At 43.7% G+C, this 19,754-nt stretch carries 11 protein-coding genes; 10 read left to right on the top strand and 1 reads right to left on the bottom strand.

Annotated elements, in window-relative coordinates; all coding sequences use genetic code 11:
- Positions 1-2: 2 nt before the first annotated feature.
- From H8B06_RS09425 to galK, 3 genes are all read left to right on the top strand, one after another.
- Complete coding sequence (locus H8B06_RS09425; protein WP_190994036.1) at positions 3-1,277, top strand: metallophosphoesterase; 1,275 nt, start codon at positions 3-5, stop codon at positions 1,275-1,277.
- A 130-nt stretch (positions 1,278-1,407) separates the two neighbouring features.
- Positions 1,408-2,445, top strand: a complete 1,038-nt coding sequence (locus tag H8B06_RS09430; RefSeq protein ID WP_190994037.1) for a UDP-glucose--hexose-1-phosphate uridylyltransferase — start codon at positions 1,408-1,410, stop codon at positions 2,443-2,445.
- 4 nt (positions 2,446-2,449) lie between these two features.
- On the top strand, positions 2,450-3,604 hold the full coding sequence (gene galK / locus H8B06_RS09435; protein WP_190994038.1) for a galactokinase: 1,155 nt from the start codon (positions 2,450-2,452) through the stop codon (positions 3,602-3,604).
- Positions 3,605-3,677: 73 nt separating this feature from the next.
- On the opposite strand, the gene H8B06_RS09440 is transcribed toward galK, so the two are convergent.
- Positions 3,678-6,149, bottom strand: coding sequence for a Kelch repeat-containing protein (locus H8B06_RS09440; protein WP_190994039.1), 2,472 nt, complete (start codon positions 6,147-6,149; stop codon positions 3,678-3,680).
- Positions 6,150-6,488: 339 nt separating this feature from the next.
- Between H8B06_RS09440 and H8B06_RS09445 the strand changes: the two genes are divergently transcribed.
- From H8B06_RS09445 to H8B06_RS09475, 7 genes are all read left to right on the top strand, one after another.
- Positions 6,489-7,964 carry a glycoside hydrolase family 76 protein gene (locus H8B06_RS09445; protein WP_190994040.1) on the top strand — a complete coding sequence of 492 codons (1,476 nt, stop codon included), beginning with the start codon at positions 6,489-6,491 and terminating at the stop codon, positions 7,962-7,964.
- A gap of 70 nt (positions 7,965-8,034) precedes the next feature.
- Positions 8,035-9,843, top strand: a complete 1,809-nt coding sequence (locus H8B06_RS09450) for an MSCRAMM family protein (RefSeq protein ID WP_190994041.1) — start codon at positions 8,035-8,037, stop codon at positions 9,841-9,843.
- Positions 9,844-9,861: 18 nt separating this feature from the next.
- Positions 9,862-11,307 (top strand): glycoside hydrolase family 76 protein, encoded by a 1,446-nt coding sequence (locus H8B06_RS09455; protein WP_190994042.1) that lies wholly within the window; start codon positions 9,862-9,864, stop codon positions 11,305-11,307.
- A gap of 29 nt (positions 11,308-11,336) precedes the next feature.
- Positions 11,337-14,516 carry a SusC/RagA family TonB-linked outer membrane protein gene (locus H8B06_RS09460; protein ID WP_190994043.1) on the top strand — a complete coding sequence of 1,060 codons (3,180 nt, stop codon included), beginning with the start codon at positions 11,337-11,339 and terminating at the stop codon, positions 14,514-14,516.
- 43 nt (positions 14,517-14,559) lie between these two features.
- Entirely contained in the window at positions 14,560-16,620 is a 2,061-nt protein-coding gene (locus tag H8B06_RS09465; RefSeq protein ID WP_190994044.1) for a RagB/SusD family nutrient uptake outer membrane protein, read from the top strand.
- Positions 16,621-16,680: 60 nt separating this feature from the next.
- Positions 16,681-17,496, top strand: coding sequence for a DUF3823 domain-containing protein (locus H8B06_RS09470; protein WP_190994045.1), 816 nt, complete (start codon positions 16,681-16,683; stop codon positions 17,494-17,496).
- Between the two features lie 22 nt (positions 17,497-17,518).
- Complete coding sequence (locus H8B06_RS09475; RefSeq protein ID WP_223857587.1) at positions 17,519-19,702, top strand: hypothetical protein; 2,184 nt, start codon at positions 17,519-17,521, stop codon at positions 19,700-19,702.
- Positions 19,703-19,754 lie beyond the last annotated feature (52 nt).

Consider the following 19,754-nt stretch of genomic DNA (forward strand, 5'->3'; position numbering starts at 1 on the left):
TTATGTTAATATTTAACGCAATATTACTGCTTGTTTTTGATGTTTACATTTTCTTTGCCCTACGAGCAACGAAAATTAAGGTCGCGAAAACAAAATGGTTTTCACTGGTGTGGTGGGGCTATTCTATTGCCCTTTTGCTAGGGCTTTATATTTCGGCGAAGTTTAATCTTCCGCTAGCGTATAGGTCTGTCATTTTAGTCGCTTTTTTCATGACGGCGGCCAGTAAGTTTATTTTTATTGTCATTTTGCTTCTTGACGATATCCGTCGTGGCGGAATCTGGATTGCTAAACTTTTTTCACCACCTCGTAGAAACGAAAGTTTACCAGAGCGGGTAGAGGAACTTTCGGAACCTTTACCAGAAAAGCCAGTCAATGGAATCTCCCGTTCAGAGTTTTTAACCAAATCTGGAATAATCGTCGCATCTTTGCCCATATTTCCTTTGTCATGGGGGATGATTTCCGGTGGGTATGATTATAAAATCATTCGGCAAAAGCTGTATTTGCCCCATCTTCCTGCTTCCTTTCATGGTATGCGCATTGCACAAATATCAGATGTACATTCCGGATCTTTTTATAATAAGAAAGCGGTACTGGGGGGAATAGAAATGCTGATGGGCGAAAAGCCGGATGCTGTGTTTTTTACGGGCGATTTGGTTAATAATGTTGCTTCTGAAATGCGGGATTATCAAGATATTTTTGCTAAACTACACGCCGATTTAGGGGTATATTCCGTCTTGGGTAATCATGACTATGGAGATTACTATTTTGGTCGGGAAGATTCTGCGGCAAAGCGTAAAAACTTGAAAAACCTTAAAGAAACACATCAAGTAATGGGGTGGGACCTATTGTTGGATGAGAACAGGGACATCGAGGTGAATAACGAGAAAATATCCATTGTGGGGGTGGAAAACTGGGGCACAGGTCGTTTTCCGAAGAAAGGAGATTTGAAAAAAGCACTGACCGGAACGGAAGAATCTCCCGTGAAGTTGCTGCTATCACATGATCCATCACATTGGAGAGCACAAGTGTTGGATACGGATGTTGACGTCATGTTTGCGGGACATACCCATGGTATGCAGTTTGGTGTCCGTGGAGAACACTTCCAGTGGAGCCCAGCTAAATATGTATATAAAGAATGGGCCGGGCTTTATGAGGAACAAAACAAAAAACTCTATGTGAATGTAGGATATGGATTCTTGGGCTACCCTGGACGTGTAGGGATTTTGCCGGAGATTACTGTTTTCGAATTGATAAAAGGAGAAAAGCCAAAAGCATAATCTGTCGCTATAATAGCTTGAAAGTCATGGTGTTTAATGTTAATAAAGTGTATTATTGACACTTTTTATTGCTCTCCTATTTTGTTTTTCCAAAAAAAAGGTGATATTTATAAAAATATAACCTTAAACCATGTTGGATTTTGCAGAACAACCACACAAACGTAAGAATCTTTTAACGGGAGAATATATTCTCGTTTCTCCCCATCGTAGTAAACGCCCTTGGCAAGGTCAAGTCGAGGATTTAGCACCAGACAGCCGTCCGCAGTACGATCCGAAGTGCTATTTGTGTCCAGGAAATTCGCGTGCGGATGGTACGCAAAACCCGGATTACAAGGACAGTTTTGTTTTTGTCAACGATTTTTCGGCTTTATTGGAAGACACATCGATAGAACAATTTGATGAGGAAAGTTTGCTTGTCGCCGAATCGGAGAGAGGGATATGTAAAGTTATTTCTTTTTCACCGCGTCATGATTTGACACTTCCTCAAATGGATTTGCCAGCAATTAAGGCGGTAGTAGATCTTTGGCAACGGGAATTCAAAGAGCTTGCAGAAAAGGAATGGATAAAATATATTCAGATATTTGAAAATAAGGGCAGCATTATGGGGTGTAGTAACCCCCATCCACATGGTCAGATATGGGCGGAAAGTTCATTACCCGTAGAGATCGAAAAAGAGACTGTGCAACAAAAGACTTATTTTGAGCAGCATGGGCGTACACTTCTTCAAGATTATGTCGCACTCGAATTAAAAAAAGACGAACGTATTATCATCGATAATGAACATTTTGTGGCGCTTGTTCCTTTTTGGGCAGCTTGGCCTTATGAAACGATGATTATCAGCAAACGCCCGGTACCGTCTATTCTAGCATTTACGGAAGAAGAAAAAGAAGACTTTGCGCGTACATTGCAAGAACTAACGATTCGTTACGATAATATTTTTAAAACATCTTTTCCCTATTCGGCAGGGATGCACCAATCGCCGGTAAATACTGGGGAACATCCGGAATGGCATTGGCATATGCATTTCTACCCACCGCTATTACGGTCAGCGACAGTAAAGAAATTTATGGTGGGCTATGAGATGTTGGCTACGCCGCAGCGTGACATTACCCCTGAACAAGCAGCGAATACCCTAAAACAACAATCTACGATTCATTACAAAGGATAAATACATGATTTCTAAACAACAGATAGAAGAAAAATATACAACCGTTTTTGGATATGCCCCTACACATGTGGTACGCTCGCCCGGAAGAATTAATATCATCGGCGAACATACGGACTATAATGAAGGTTTTGTGCTTCCCACTGCAATCGATAAAGCGATTTATGTAGGGGTCGGAAAGCGTGACGACAATATTATCCGTTTATATGCGGAAGATTTTGCAGCATATTTTGAAATTCCGTTAACCGAAATACAACCTGTAGAGCAGGGTTGGCCGAATTATGTACTGGGTGTGGTGGATCAGCTGCAGTCGAGGGGAGCAAATCTGAAAGGATTTGATATGTATATTGATGGCGATGTGCCGTTGGGGGCCGGATTATCATCTTCTGCTGCACTGGAATGTGCAGTGGGATTTGCACTAAACGTACTCTTCGATTTAGAAATAGAACGCGTGGATATCGCTAAAATTGGACAGCTGGCAGAGCATACATATGCGGGCGTAAAATGTGGTATCATGGATCAGTTTGCATCGGTGATGAGTAAAGCCGACCATGTCGTGAAGCTGGATTGTCGTGACCTTTCTTTTTCCTACAAGCCGTTGGAATTAGACGATTATGCTATTCTTTTGTTGAATACCAATGTAAAACATTCTTTGGCATCGTCTGCTTATAATGATCGTCGGGCTTCCTGCGAAGAAGGTGTACGATTGGTGCAGCAACAATTTCCGGAGGTGAAAAGCCTGCGCGATGTGACCCTAGATATGCTAGAAACGCATGTAAAACCAGTAGATTTGGATGTGTATACGAAGTGCCGATTTGTCGTGGAAGAGAATGAGCGATTGAATAAGGCGTGTGATGCATTAGAACAGGGCGATTTAGAAACAGTAGGACAACAGATGTTTTGCGCACACGAAGGATTAAGTGCAGCATATGAAGTAAGCTGCCCTGAACTAGACTTTTTAGTAGACTATGTGAAATCTTTTCCAGAAGTAATAGGTGCTCGAATGATGGGAGGTGGTTTTGGTGGATGTACCATCAATTTAGTGAAAAAATCTTTTCAGGATTTATTGGTAGAACGCTTGGCACCGATTTATGAGAAACAATTCAACCTGGAATTGACGGCTATTAAGGTTATTCCTTCTAATGGGACGGAATTGCTGTAGATAATAAGGACAATATGAAGACCATCTTTATTCGGCTAGAAGAGACAGTGTAGAATAAAGATGGTCATTGTTTTTATTGAATTGTTCGCTGCCATATATCTTCAAAGGTATAAGCGTAATCTTCTCCCATCAAACGCCGATAGTTCTCCGCGAAACGCTTATAGAAAAGTGTTGCACGCGATTCGAGTTTTCCTTTATACAATGCGTAAAGCCCTTGTTCCAAGGCTAGCTCATTAACGGTGTCGAGCGTAAGTAAGGCGTCTGCTGCACGAAATAACGAAGACCAGTTTTTTTCCTCACGACTTTTGACTATATACTTTTGAAACCTTTCGATCAACATACTTTCGATATCGTATTTCGACTTATCGAAAATAGGATCGTCCATGCCCAATAGGAATTCCCCACGTTCCAGAATATGTAGAATCTCTGGAGAAAGGATATCGACACCTTGCGTAAGAAGCTCCTTCAGGCGCCAATAATCACAATAGCAAATAGATTCGAATAGTACACGATAATGTCCCTCTTCATAAATAATTTCTATACCATCCAATTCACTCAAGACCTTTCGTAGATTATTTATGGCTACCCCTCTAGAGGTCTTGGCCTTATCTTTCGGTTTGTCCGGCCATAGTAAGTGGGTAAGGAGATTGGAACTGATGCCCGTATTGTAGCTATGGAACAGCACCAAACAGAAAACCTGTTGCAAGCGTGCGCTGAATAAATGGGAAATATCCATTCCTCGTCTATCGACGACCGTGAAGTCTCCAAAAAGATAAATACAATTTGTCTGTGGTTGTTCGGGTAACGTTGGCTCATCGGGCAGCGGTACAGCAGATTCAGATTGCTTGGTACGACGAGAAATCTTGTATATTAAGGTTCCGATGCAGAGTACACTGAGTGCCAAAATGTAGAATCCTATGTTTTTTTGTGTACTAGGACCAGGAAAAGCATACAGTTGAGATTCACTGATAGCTGGAAAATCTAAACTGTATACGGTCAGCGTAGACCGGATATCATCGTCCGATTCCTGCACCAATGCGATCAGTTTCTTCAGATGAGGATCAAAATATAGATTCGCATGGGTACTAATCTTGTCGGAATAAATCGGAATGGAGTCACCCAATTCTTCATATTGGCCATCATGGATGGCAAACCGGCGCAGTTTAATAAACGAGTGTGTTAAATGTTCGGGGTATCCGAGCATGTAAATCCAGTTGGAATCAGGGATGACTAAGCCGCGAGCTGGCACGAAAAGGTTTTCCTTCCGGTCTACGTCCCAGAGTTTTGTCGTTTTTCCGGTCGTCGGATCTAACATATAAAGGTCGTAGAAATATTTTCGTCCTACTATATGCTGTCCAGACTCATTACCCATACCCCCAAAAATATAGATTTTTTGGTTCACCTCCGATCTACCTGCAGAGGTAAAATATCGAGGTAAAATAGAGTCTCCACGCATGTTCTCCGGTTTAGACCAATTTCCATCCGTTAAATTATAAAATAGCAAATCGTTACTATAAACCATGTTCCCGTATCCACCAAATAACAGTAGTTTGCGGCTATCGGTTAGAAAGTATGAAGCATGGTGGTTCAATTCTCGTTGTAGGTAGTCGTTGCTTTCGATTCTCCAGCTAAAATCATCTAAATCTAAGCTTACGACTGTGGGGCCAGTATAGGTTTCTTCATAGTAAGTTTCATAGACATACAGCCTATTTTCTTCGTGATCTATAAAACTGTTTCCGAGCTTAAGTTTCATCGGACAGGGGGTAAGGAAACGGATACTCCGTTTTACACCAGTTTGGATTTCGTAAATCTCTAAAGAATCTCGATTGAAGTAGCAGATAGATTTTCTTTTTGGATCATAGGTAGCTCCTGAAGGACTGGAGGAATGCATCACCGTGTGTTTATGCCAATGATAAGCATCGTTCAATAACCAAGTACCGTTTGTAACCTTTCCCATCACTTCACCGGAAGCATTATGCAGTTTATTTCCCTCGCTTTCCCGTAGGGGGAAGACAATTTCCTTCTCTTTGTTCCCGATACGGAAATTTCGAAGAGAGAATGAAGGGACATCAATCATGTAATCGCTACGTCCAAATGTGATGTTGGGAGAATATGGCGAATCGATTGGTACTGCGGCGGACTGTGGTGCCTCATTCGCAATCTGCAGCTTGATTTGCCCCTTCTGTAAATCATATTCCATACGTACCGGAAACCAATGCCTTTCAATTAGGTCTTCAAGCGGAATCCGCATCGTAATCAAGCTAGTTTTACCTTCTTCGTTTAGACGAAATACCGCTTGTCCTTCTTCTTTATCATAATGTAAATTGAAAATAGAACCCTGATTTTTCTCCTTAATCCGGACGATATAACCGATGGTATTATTATTAGGTAGCTGGAGATCAAAATTGATAGCAAACGCTTGGTGAAAAGTGGGTACTGCGTCCGAAAAGAAAGCTACAGAAGTACGTCCCTCAATAGGCTCATCACTCCCTGTAAACCGGATACCCTGTGCGAAAGCATAATTTGGAAAGATGAACGGCGTCATTAAAATGAAAAGACAAAGGAGGAGAGATTGTACTCGGTAAATGCACATGTTTCGGTTTATCACTGTCATAAATCTGATGTACAATTTATAACTTTTAGTACAAAGGTAGCTAATATAATACAAAAAAATTAGTGAAACATAGAAGAAAAAGGGTCGTTAGAAAGCTTCTTGGAACATAAATGTGAAAAATAAAAGGGGGGTTAATGTTTTTGTCTGCGGTTAAATCTTGTTTTTAACCCCAGTTTTAATCCTTGCCTCCCTATTTTGGGGTATGAAATATGTCGAAAGACTATTCCGCCAATTTTAAATTTTTTATTATAAACTTAACTAATCTCAAACATGAAGTTTTCCATTATTGCCATGTGTTGTACGATGCTATTGAGCTTTACTTCGATAACTGTCGTACTATCAGGAGTTGCCAGGAGCCCGTCACCCCCTGATATGATGGGGGAGCCAGGTACGGATGATTCTCAGGTTATAGCTATGCAGAACCTACAACGTTCTATAGATTTAATCGATGTAACCATCGAGCATTATTTTGACCCCGAAACTTTCGAAATGCGACGCTTTTATAATCCGTTTACCAACGTTAAATCTGATGAACGTGCTTCTGTTTGGATGTATACCGCCGGAATTGAAGCTGTCAATGCGGTGCTATTGGCGCTTAAGCATGCCCAGCATGTCGAGGGGAGCACGTTGTATAATGATCATTACGATCGCTACGTGATATTGCTGGACAATCTGTATACGAATGCAGACTATTATCTAGGCACTTTTGAACTCGTTTCTTATACACAGACAAAAGAATGGTCTGTATATGCTGTTGATCGTGTCAATCAAAAAGGGCAAGCAAACGTTTCTGGTATACTGAATGTATATGATGATCAGATGTGGTTAATCCGTGAGTTATTGGATTCCTATAAACTAACGGGTAAAAATGAATATTTGAAAAAAGCAGAGTATTTAACGGCTTATGTGTTAGATGGGTGGGACGTAACTCGTGATAGCAATGGGAAAGAAAATGGTGGAATCCCTTGGGGACCTGGCTACACCACGAAGCATGCCTGTAGTAATGGACCATTAATCAGTCCGCTGGTTTGGCTACATGAAATTTACAAAGACAAATCTGATAAGGTTGCGCATCGCTATATAGATACAGACGGAAAAACCCGCCGAAGTGAACAATTGGAAAAACGACAATACTATCTTGACTATGCACGATCTATTTACGAATGGCAGAAAAGAAACCTACTTAATGCAGATGGTGTATACACGGATATGATGGGTGGTTGCGTGCCAAATTGTGATATACGTTACGAAGAGGTGGACGGTATACGATACCGTGCAAACACACCATTGACGCAAGCTGTAGGAAAAGCGTATACCTATAACAGCGGAACGATGCTGTCGGGTGCTGTGGACCTTTATCGCGTAACGGGAGATGAAGAATATGCAACGGATGGCCGGGAGCTGGCTAAGAACAGTTTCCAGCAGTTTGCTTCTTTGGGAAAGGATGTCCCGCAATATTACAGCTTCGAAACGAATGGCTTTAACAATTGGTTTAATGGTATCCTCATGCGCAGTTACGAAGAAGCGAGTCGGCTTGATACGCAAATAGGAAGTTATCTAAAGGCCTTCCAACGAAACCTAGATTATGGTTTTGAGCGATTTCATCAAGATGGTTTCCTCCCGACAAATTTATTGAAAGGATGGGGGAAAGAAAAGGAGAAGCAGGGCGTAGAGGGGATGTTCATGTTTACATTTGCTGCACAATACGCTATATTAGGAAAGCATCAGTTGGAGGATGGATTGTAAAATCCAACGCTAAAAAATAAACCAACCTATTTAAAATGAATGAAGTATTACTTAAATGAAAATTAATCAAATGAAAAACCTAAAAAAAGTATGCTATTTGGCATTGGCCACGCTGATGTTCATCTTACATTTCGGATGTAAAAAAGACCATGATCCTACGGATAACCGACGTGGACAAGTTGTTGGTACAGTAACCGATGCTAATGGAGAACCCATTTCAGGGATGAAAATTACCCTTTCGGGCATCAATGAAGAAGATCAGGTTACCACAAGTGGGAATGACGGGAAGTATTCTTTTGATAATGTGACCTACAGAACACATGCGGTCAAGTTTGAGAAAGATGGATGGCTGGCAGTTGGGTTAACGTTAACGGCGAATGATTTTGATGACAATGGTGTCGCTACCGTGAATGTAGAAATGGTCAGTGCTTCCGCAAGAATTGTAGGAACGGTATTGGATGCACTCCAAGCAGGTGAGCCACTTTCAGGCGTTACTGTTTCTATTGGTGCGGTTGGCGGAACAGCAACTACCGATAACAATGGAGCTTTTGTGATTCCCAACCTGATTGAAAATAATTATAGTGTCACTTTTACGAAAAGTGGATATGTCACGATTGTGAGAACGATATCGCCTGCTGATTTTGTGGATGGTATCGCTACCCTTAATATCCAAATGGGAAGTCAAGAATTGCTCCCCGGATTAACCACTATTGATTTGCAAAGTGCCGAAAAGTGGTATTATAACGAATACCGCGGAGGAAGGAATGCGGATGCCTATCCACATTGGGACTGGGCATGTAACTATATGAGTACCTTAGACTTCAGGGGTGCATGGCAAGAACAGAATGAAGGAACGACATTGCAGATCCGTAACAGCGGGGATGATCGAAATAACCCGGCAGATATGGATGTTTTTGATTCGTTTGTGTATGGTAGTAAATTGATTACGGAAGACAACAAAATTCTTTCGCTGAGAGTTCAAACCCACAATGCGGATGCCGCTGCACCGGTTTATTTCGGCGTACAGGTCATTGATTTAAATGCCGCCGAACCGAAAGCGGAGAAAGTAGGTCAAAACCGCACCTATTCGGGAGGTTACACGGATTTTGATTTTGACCTGAGTGCTTATGTCGATAAGGAGGTAATCATTGCCATAGGAATATATAGGCAAGCGACCGGGGATTATTGGAAACAACTCGTTTTGCGGGCGATCCGGTTTGCTGACAGAAAAGTCGAGAATTGGGACTGGCTTCCTGGAACCGAGGTTGTTGACGGATGGAAGCTCTCTCATGAAACCGTTCGGTCTACTATGCCACATACCAAAAAATCGTTTACCGGGATCAGTCCTGTAAGTGGTAACCGTGATAACTATGTGGATGCATATCGTGCTTGGCGGAATGTCGCTCACGTTGCCGCGGAATGGATGTTCATGCCGCTGAAAAAAGACCCCGAAGTATTTCCTTCGGAAGGGTATATCATTAAGACACGAAATACACCAGAAGTAGACACGAAGGTACCCGAAGCGTATATGTATACCAAATTCTCTATCGCGGGAGGAAGTAACCGATTGACGCTCAGTACCCGTAATTTCGGAAGTAACTTTACCTACTTTAAACTGACGGCGATTGACAACAACGGTGCGGTAACACATCTTTCACCCGCCTCTAATACAGCGCAAGAAGCGTCGGCTGCAAGTGATGGCTGTTGGAAATTCAAGCATGGCGACGGAGGAGCGGGTAATCCAGATGGATACGCTTTGTTTACCTATGACCTATCTTCATTCAATGGTTCTGATGTCACGTTAGTGCTTGGTGTATATAATGGCGAGGCGAATACCGGAGAGAATAAATTGGTGCTGCACAATATTAAAATGGATTAACCAAATAAGTTTAATAAGATGAAACTGAAAAAAAGTATAATTATCGCGGTTGGGAGTCTTCTATGCTTCTTTATCTATGCCTGTGATAAGGCCAATAGCGATGACAAGACAACACCGCCAGAAGAGAAGGATCTGGCGACGAGATCGCTGACCCGTGCTATGGAAATTACAGATAATGCGCTGGAAGCCTATTTTACGGGAAGCGGAATGACCATGGCAAGATATTACAATCCCTATACCGATCAACGGTCGAATGAAATCGGAAGTATATGGATGTATACGAGTGCTATTGAGGCTGTTACGGCAATTCTTCACGCCCTGGAGGCTGAAAAGGAGCAGGGAGACGCTGCACGCTATAATGCCCATTTCAATCGGTACGAACAAGAACTTATGAAGCTCTATGATGCAGCTGATTATTACTTGGGAACATTCACGCTTACCTCCTATACAGGTACCAACGAATGGACAGTATACGGTGTAAATCGTGGGAATTCTAAAGGTGGCGCTCGAGTAGAGGGGATTGAAAATGTTTATGATGATCAAATGTGGCTAATTCGAGAGTTTCTGGAAGCGTATAAAGTAACCGGCAACCAATTGTTTCTGGAGAAAGCGGAATACCTTACGGAGTATGTGCTCGATGGCTGGGACTGTACGTTTGATACGAACGGAAACGAGGTAGGGGGAATCGCCTGGGGACCTGGTTATGTGACCAAACATGCTTGTAGCAATGGCCCGATGATAAGTCCGCTAGTTTGGCTGCACGAACTCTATAAAGGGAAAAACGATGAGATAACACATCGCTATATCGATGCTGCCGATCGAAGAACTAGAAAGGCAATTCAAATGAAGAAAAGCGAATATTACCTCCTGTTTGCAGAGAAGATCTACGATTGGCAGAAACGCTCCCTTCTTCGAGGCGATGGTGTGTATGATGATATGATGGGGGGCTGCACGCCGGGATCTCCGCAGTTGGAGCAAATTGATGGTGTTAATTACCGCCGAGGTGTGAATTGTCGTGATAGAGTGGGGCCAGCTATAACCTACAATAGCGGCACGATGTTGTCGGGAGCAGCCGATCTCCACCGTGTTACCGGAGACGACAAATATCGTGCGGATGGTGCGGCATTAGCAAACGCCAGCTTTTCTTACTTTGCAAAAAAAGGCGTGAATGTCGCAGATCATTACACCTTTGATATCAGTGGCTTTAGAAACTGGTTCAACGGCGTGCTGATGAGAGGGTATGTCGACTTGTATCCTTCGTACAAAGAGACGAATGAATATATCGATGCGTTTCAAAAAAATCTGGATTACGCGTATGAGCGTTTTTTCTACAATGGGCTTCTACCTACAAACTTGTTAGTCGGATGGAACCGTGACCGTGGTAAAAACGATACAGAGGGGATGTTTACCTTCGCCTTTGCAGCCGAATATGCGGTTTTGTCAAGATATGAATTAACAAAATAGCTAATCAATAGTGTTAAAAAAGAACCCGTATGATCAAGAATTTAATGATGGAAATGAGAATATTTATGCATACCATATGGTTTGCGTTTCTCCTGATTCCGGCGATGTCGTTTGCACAGCATATAAATGTGTCAGGGAGCGTAGCCAGCTCCGACGGCCAGCCGCTTATTGGCGTATCCGTATTAGTGAAGGGCTCATCACCCCAAATTGCTACTAGTACGGATGCCCAAGGACAATATACCATTCAAGTGCCGCAAGGGGCGGTATTACACTATTCTTTTGTGGGCTTTTTAAGTGCAGAAGAAACAGTCGGCACGCGAAGCCGTATAGATGTTGTCTTACAAACAGATGAGGCCGCGTTGGAAGAGGTCGTTGTTGTCGGATACGGTACGCAGCGAAAAGTCACCTTAACAGGAGCTGTGTCGAATATCAAAGGGTCGGAAATGATTAAAACTAAAAACGAAAACCCACAGAATATGCTCACCGGTCGTGTTCCGGGGGTAAGAGTTTGGCAGCGAAGCGCAGAACCAGGATCTTTCAATAACAGTTTTGATATCCGAGGTTTAGGTAGTCCGTTGGTAGTTATCGATGGTATACCGCGAACGACAGCAGATTTTCAACGGCTTAATCCCAACGATATCGAAGATATATCGGTGCTGAAAGATGCCTCTGCTGCGATCTACGGGGTGCGAGCGGCTAATGGCGTAGTCCTTGTTACGACAAAAAAAGGAACGCGGACAGGGAAGGCGAGTGTCTCCCTGAGTAGTGCGTATACCTTTCAGCGACCGTCGGGATTGCCGGTATTGGCTGACCCCTATGAAACCATGACCATTTACAATGAAATGGCACGGAACAATATCGGATCGCCTTATGATATTATTTATACGGAGGAGCGTTTTGAAGCTTTTCGAACAGGGGAGAGTCGTACGACAGACTGGACATCCCTGCTTTTTTCTGACTATGCGCCACAGACCCAGTCAGACTTGAGTATTACGGGGGGAAGTGATAAAACCCAATATTACATCGGAGTAGGCCACCTTTATCAGGAAGGATTTTTCAAATCCGGAGATTTGAATTACAACAAAGTGAATCTTCGGTCGAATATCAGTGCGGAGATAGCTAACGGGCTCACCTTTGATCTAAACTTAAGTGGAGTTATGGATCAGCGTAATAGCCCTTATTCCAGTTCCGTAGATATTATCCGGAATTATTGGCGGCAGGGGGTGCTCGTACCGGCGTATGCTGATCCAGGCAACACGATGCTTAATTACGAAGGACTGGATCTTGAGGAGAATACTGTAGCAAAGATGACATCCGATATTTCGGGTTATCGGAAGCATGCGCAGAGACATTTCCAATCTTCTGCCAGTTTGAATTATGATTTCGGTACGCTTACAGATGTACTCAAAGGTTTGTCGGCAAAGGCGTTGGTGAGTTACGATTATCGTACGGATGATAACAATATCAATCGGAGAGAGTACTACCAATATGCTTATAACCAAGTGACCAACACGTATGATCCAAAACTGTATAACATCAGCTCGCCGAACCAGATACGAAGGGAAATGTTTAATAGACAACAAGTGTTGGGCCAGTTTATCGCGAATTACAACAGAACATTTAACAATACGCATCAGGTGACCGGTATGCTGGGATGGGAAGCGCAAAAACAAACCGGCGATAATTTTTATGCACAACGTAATCTCGCTTTTGCTATGGATTATCTCTTTGGTGGTGTCGCGCAGGATCAAGTGGGTGGAATGAGTAGCTCATTTGACGATATCTATGAGTTAACAAATTCCGCCGTTTTCGGAAGGGCCAATTATACCTTTGGTGATCGCTATATTGCGGAAGCGCAATTCCGCTACGACGGGGGGTCAAAGTTTGTCCCTGGCCGCCGATGGGGTTTCTTTCCCTCAGGATCTGTGGGATGGCGTATATCGGAAGAGCCTTTCTTTAAGAATTGGGAACTGGCATCATTCGTAGATCAGTTGAAGCTGCGTGCAAGTTACGGTGTGCTGGGAGATGATGGATCCTTGGTATATGACTGGGCCATGGGTTATGAGTACCCAGCCACATCAGGAAATGCGGAAAACGGGTATTACAACCAATATGCTCCCGGATATATGTTTGGCAATGAGTTTATATATGGCGCCTCGCCGCTGGCGTTGCCTAATCAACTAAGCACCTGGTTTACGTCTCATACCTTAAACCTAGGTGTTGATTTTGAAGGATGGAACGGTCTTTTTGGCTTCGCCGTGGATTATTTCGAAAGATCCAGAAAAGGGCTTTTTGCCCGTCGCACGGGCGAACTTCCTACCGTGATCGGTGCTACCGCTCCCCGGGAAAATCTGGACAGCGATAAGCATTTCGGAATGGATGTCGAAATTTCGCATCGGAATAAAATTGGTGACCTATCTTACCGGGTGAAAGCCATTGGAACAATTACGCGTCAAAAACGCCTTGTAGGCTCGGAGAAGGGACCATGGGGGAATTCCTATGACAGATGGCGTAACGACAACTTGAATAATCGTTTTCAAGGCATGCAGTTTGGATATGAAGCTGCTGGGCGCTACACGGACTGGGACGATATCAGAAGTTTCCCGATATACAAAGGTCGCGACATCTTGCCGGGTGATTATAAATATGTCGATTGGAATGGTGATGGAGAGATCAACGGTTCAGATATGCATCCGCTCGCTTTTGATAGTACACCATGGCTAAATTTTAGTTTCAGTTTTGATGCCAGCTACAAAAGATTTGATATGAGTTTCCTATTACAAGGCTCGGCGCTCGGCTCTATGCAGTATAGAGAACCGCTATATGCGATTTGGGGAAGCAACGGTGGAGGAGTACTCGAACAATATACGGATCGATGGCGTCCTGTTGATCCATTGGCTGACCCTTGGGATCCTTCCCAGGAATGGATCAGCGGCTACTATGGATTCTCGGGTAACTATCCTTTGGAAGCCTCCACGTTTAACCGTGTGAGTACGACTTACCTGCGACTTAAAAGTGTTGAACTAGGGTATACCCTTCCGAAACTCCGTGCACTGTCATCCATGAATTTGCGAGTCTTTGCAAATGCTTACAACATGTTGACATTCACGAAAGTTAAATTCGTTGACCCAGAGCATCCGGAAGATGATTTGGGACGACTCTATCCGTTGAACAAAACTATTACAGCGGGTCTTTCACTCGCCTTTTAATCCCGTTTGTGTTATGGACTATATCAAGACAAAAAACAATCGTATGAAAAAAATATATCAGTTGACACTGGCTATTTGTGTGTTATTCGCCTCGTGTTCAGATTTTTTCGATATCCCACCAAAGAACATTATTGGCGATGAAGATTTGCTTACCAGTGAATCGGGGATGGACGTTTACCTAGCAAGAATGTATAGTAATATGCCATTCGAAGATTTCAAGTACATGGCCCAATGGGGGGTGGAATTCAATGCATGGCTGGGAGCATTGGGAATTGAGGGGACGGGTGAGGCCCTGAATCGGGACGGGATCAGTTCGGCATTTACCAGTGAGCGAACGCCGTATTGGGGGAAAGCTATGACCTTGCTGAGAGATGCGAATTATTTGATTGAAAATCTCCCGAAATACGAAGCTTCATTTCCGGAGAATATATATAATCACTATCTCGGAGAGGCTTACTTTGTCCGAGCCATTGTATTTAATGCCATGGCCAGACGATTCGGCGGCGCACCATTGGTGACACAGGTTTTACACTATCCTGCAGAGCTGTCAACGCTGGAGGTACCACGTGCCAGCGAGGAAGAGACATGGAATCAGGTGCTTGCCGATTTTGATCAGGCAGCGGAATTGCTATTGCCAGCCAGTCCGAAGAGAGGTTACGCCAATAAATATGTTGCCTTAGCATTTAAATCAGACGCCATGCTCTACGCAGGTAGTGTTGCAAAATATAATGAAACGGTCCCCGGTCGTCTCACCGGATTGGGGGAGAAAACGGGCGTCCGGGTTATTGGCTTCGCCGAAAATGCATGGCAAGCGGCATCAAAGAAATATTTCAGAGAAGCCTATACAGCTGCTCGGGAGATCATGAATGATGGAAATTATGCGCTTTATAAAAAAAGATGGGCAGCAAATAATCCTGAAGCCCAATATCAGAATATGGTCGACATGTTCAGTGATGTGGAAAGTCCAGAAAACATTTACGTAAAGGAATACACTTTTCCTATTGCCACACATGGATATGATGCCTACAGTGCACCTTTTATTTTTAAAGCACCACTAGCGTCAGGAACTTGTCCTACACTAGATTTTATGGAACTTTTCGAAGGATTTGACCGCTACCCAAATGGTACGATTAAGGTAACAACCGGAAATTCCAATACGCAGGGGGAATACCTGATGTATGACACACCTATGGATTTTTTCAAAGATGCTGAACCACGGTTGCGGGCGTACGTTATTTTTCCCGGGGATCGATTTAAAGGCACGGATATTGAAATTCGGGCAGGTGTTTATACAGGCCCTACACCAATACAGCCGTTTTTTAATGATTATTCCTATCAAGCGGCTGAAACAAGGTATCAGAACCTGAATGCTTACCGGGCAACTCCTAAAACACTCTACCTAAGCCCAAGAGAAGGCACCAGCCAAGAGTTGGTGAATTACAACGGAACACAAATGACGGCCGCTGGTGCGAACGGTCCGTTCTACGATAATGGAGAAGGGAACTTGACTGGTCTTTATGGTAGAAAATGGTTAAACACCGATCCATCCTTCGTCGCAGGTGAAGGGCGATCAGATCAGCACTTCGTGCTGATGCGTTACGCCGAAGTACTTTTGAATGCGGCGGAAGCTGCCGTTGAGTTATCGCTCGCAGGGGAGGGATCTCCTGACGGATCGGATCTGATGGAGGTGGCCACACAAGCGGTTAATGAGATCAGAGAGCGGGCTGGGGCGTCACTGCTTACCAGTCCGATCACATCGACAGAAAGTGGCCGTAATATCGTACGAAAAGAGCGCCGGAAAGAGCTGGCATTAGAACATAAGTCTAAATGGGATATCCGAAGATGGAGGGTGCAGCATTATGAAGGAAGAAATGGCTTTTGGGGTGAAAACAGAAATAGGGATGCCTTTAGTAACAATACACGTTATCGCTTCCGCGGACTTTATCCTTTCTTTTCGACCAGTAGCGGGAAATATTTTTTCGATGCTAGGTTCCAGTGGGTGAGTTTGAAAACGTTTGAATACAATGTAATCGACTATTATTTTGCTATTCCTGGAGGAGAAGTAGCAAAGAGTTCCGTCATAGATCAGCAGCCGAACAGGTAATGATGAGGGAATAGGTGGTAAAGTAAATTAATTGAATAAAGAAATTATAAAAATAATCAGATGAAAAAGACAACCATTTTTATAGCGTTCGCGTCTCTTTTCTTTTTGGCTTCCTGTAGTATGTTTGAGCTGGATAATTATCCAGCTCCGGCCGAAACGCTACAAGGTGAAGTCGTTGATGTAGCTACCGGAGATCCGGTGCTGACCGACCAAGGAAGTGAAGGGATTCGGGTGCGTCTCATAGAAACCAGTTGGGGAGATAATGTTACGCCTAATCCTGACTTTTTCTGTATGCCCGACGGCACTTTCCAAAATACAAAAGTTTTTAAAGGAAGATATAACGTCCAGGTAGACGGTCCGTTCATTCCGTTGTTGCGGGAGGATGAGCGTGGTGTACCGATCGCTGATGAAACAAAGGACGTCGATATCGAGGGGGTAACGCAAGTTCGGTTTGAGGTACAGCCATTCCTGAAAGTCGAATGGATGGATGAGCCTAGGGTGATCAATGGCAAAATTCAAGCGAAAGTGCGCGTGACCAGAGGCGTTTCGGAAAGTGAATTCCGGGAAAAAATAGAACCCATGGGCGGATATAGTAGCAGCTTTCAAAATATAACCGATATACAGCTTTTTGTCAGCTATTCCTCTACGGTGGGCTATCGAGCACGGGATGAACGTTGGTCGAGTGTCCTTGAATACACAGGGTCATCATTTAATAGCCTGCTTGGAGAGACAGTTACGATCGAGTCCAACGGAACGATACCGTCCGGACGTATCGTATTTATCCGTGCAGCTGCCCGTATCAATTACGATACACCTAAAGGTAGCGGAACAAGACGCTGGAATTATACGGACGCGAAAGAGGTGTTGGTAAGATAATGGGCAGTAAAACAAAATGGTTATGACAAACTGGAGAATATATATCGGAGTTGCTGGTCTGATCGGGAGTAGCGGGGCAGTCATGGCGCAGCAAACGACCGATAACGTGAAGACAACTTTCCAGACCTCCCGAGAGTGGCGTCCGACAATTGATAACCGTGCGGACGCGGTTATGATCTACGGCGTAGGCGGAAATCCTTCGGATAAACATAAAAGGTTACCGTTTAACGAGCGAGTCAAATCTTGGAAAGATAGGGGCTATACGATTCATTTCATGACGGGGATTGCCTGGGGCGAATACCAAGATTATTTCACCGGTCAGTGGGATGGAGAATGGCATCTGGACGAGGGGCAGGTCACCCGGCAGCAGGATACCATATGGCATGGCTATATGGTTCCTTATATTGTGCCGACGGACAACTTCCTTGCGTATTTGAAAGAAAAGCATGTGAAGCCTGTCATCGATGCGGGAATTGACGCCATATTTATGGAAGAACCGGAATTCTGGGCAAGGGCAGGCTATAGCGAATCGTTTAAGCGGGAATGGAAGAAGTATTATGGCTTTGATTGGCGTCCACAACACGAATCTCCAGAGAATACCTATCTTTCTAATAAGCTCAAGTATCACCTCTATTATAACGCATTGAACGAGATATTTACTTTTGCCAAGGAATACGGCAAATCCAAAGGGATGGATGTGAAATGCTACGTTCCCACGCATTCACTCGTCAATTATGCCCAATGGATGATCGTTTCTCCGGAGGCTAGTTTGGCATCCTTACCGGTAGTGGATGGTTATATTGCACAAGTTTGGACGGGGACCTCACGAGAGCCCAACTATTTTAACGGAAAAGAAAGGGAACGGGTGTTCGAAACAGCGTATCTGGAATATGGATCTATGGAATCGATGACCGCACCTTCTGGCAGGAAAATGTTCTTTCTGACCGATCCTATTGAAGACCGTGCCAAAGACTGGGTGGATTATAAAACCAACTACCAGGCAACTTTTGTTGCGCAATTGCTGTATCCGAACATTGCTGACTACGAGGTTATGCCTTGGCCAGAGCGAATTTATGAAGGGTTGTACCGGACAAATCCGAATAGTGATCAAAAAGAACGTATCCCGCGTCATTATTCCACGCAGATGCAGGTCATGATCAATACATTGAACCAAATGCCACTAAGTGAAAATAAATTGTCGGGAAGCGAAGGGATCTCCGTGTTGATGGCAAATTCGTTGATGTTCCAACGTTTCCCAACGCACGAAGGATACGACGATCCACAGCTGGCGAACTTTTATGGTCTTGCTCTTCCTTTCCTAAAACGCGGTGTACCGGTAAAAACAGTACATATCGAGAATTTAGGGTACAAAGAAGCACTGAAGGACACCAAAGTTTTGCTCATGACCTATGCGAATATGAAACCGCTTGATCCGATTGCACACGAGCATTTGGCTGCATGGGTAAAAGCAGGGGGACAGTTGATCTATAGTGGGACCGACAATGATCCGTTCCAGACGGTACAGGAATGGTGGAATACGAAAAGTAATACTTATGCGGTTCCAGCGGATCATCTTTTTGAAAAAATGGGTATTCTGCCGGGAGCAGACGGCGGCGTATATACATATGGTAGGGGATCTGTACAGATTATCCGGGTGGATCCAAAAGATTATACCCTTAAAACAAACAACAGCCAGCAACTAATTAAGGTAACACAAGAGCGATACCAAGCCGCTGGTGGCGACACGTTGGTCTTCAAAAATAACTTTTATTTGCAGCGCGGACCGTTTGAGTTGATTGCGGTGATGGATGAAAGTGTCAGTGAAGACGGCTATGCGATTAGTGGTACATTGATCGATCTATTTGATCCTGAATTACCAGTGTCTAAAAAGCGCTATATTGCCCCGGGTGCACAAGGTTATTTTTTAAATGTGGATTTGATCCCCGACAAGCAAAAACCACAAGTCTTAGCTGCAGCCAGTCGTGTTTACGATGAAAAAATCACGAAATCCACTTATGCTTATATAGCGAAGAGTCCGATAGAAACAACCAATGCTTCTCGGGTACTTCTTCCAAAACGGCCGAAAAGTGTAAAAGTCAATGGAAAAGAGGTATTCAACACACGAAATTGGCACGAGGAGTCAAAGACTTATCTGTTGGGATTTGAAAACGACCCGGACGGTGTCGACGTAAAATTTGTATGGTAGAAATTAAATAAATAATCTTTAAATAACATTCAGGAAATGTCCACGACTATCA

It is taken from the genome of Sphingobacterium micropteri, from assembly GCF_014692515.1.
In the GTDB taxonomy this organism is placed as follows: Bacteria; Bacteroidota; Bacteroidia; order Sphingobacteriales; family Sphingobacteriaceae; genus Sphingobacterium; species Sphingobacterium micropteri.

Excerpts from the sequence above, each read along its gene's own strand:
- H8B06_RS09425 (WP_190994036.1), top strand. The coding sequence starts at position 3 with ATGTTAATATTTAACGCAATATTACTGCTTGTTTTTGATGTTTACATT.
- H8B06_RS09430 (WP_190994037.1), top strand. The coding sequence starts at position 1,408 with ATGTTGGATTTTGCAGAACAACCACACAAACGTAAGAATCTTTTAACG.
- galK (WP_190994038.1), top strand. The coding sequence starts at position 2,450 with ATGATTTCTAAACAACAGATAGAAGAAAAATATACAACCGTTTTTGGA.
- H8B06_RS09440 (WP_190994039.1), bottom strand. The coding sequence starts at position 6,149 with ATGACGCCGTTCATCTTTCCAAATTATGCTTTCGCACAGGGTATCCGG.
- H8B06_RS09445 (WP_190994040.1), top strand. The coding sequence starts at position 6,489 with ATGAAGTTTTCCATTATTGCCATGTGTTGTACGATGCTATTGAGCTTT.
- H8B06_RS09450 (WP_190994041.1), top strand. The coding sequence starts at position 8,035 with ATGAAAAACCTAAAAAAAGTATGCTATTTGGCATTGGCCACGCTGATG.
- H8B06_RS09455 (WP_190994042.1), top strand. The coding sequence starts at position 9,862 with ATGAAACTGAAAAAAAGTATAATTATCGCGGTTGGGAGTCTTCTATGC.
- H8B06_RS09460 (WP_190994043.1), top strand. The coding sequence starts at position 11,337 with ATGATCAAGAATTTAATGATGGAAATGAGAATATTTATGCATACCATA.
- H8B06_RS09465 (WP_190994044.1), top strand. The coding sequence starts at position 14,560 with ATGAAAAAAATATATCAGTTGACACTGGCTATTTGTGTGTTATTCGCC.
- H8B06_RS09470 (WP_190994045.1), top strand. The coding sequence starts at position 16,681 with ATGAAAAAGACAACCATTTTTATAGCGTTCGCGTCTCTTTTCTTTTTG.
- H8B06_RS09475 (WP_223857587.1), top strand. The coding sequence starts at position 17,519 with ATGACAAACTGGAGAATATATATCGGAGTTGCTGGTCTGATCGGGAGT.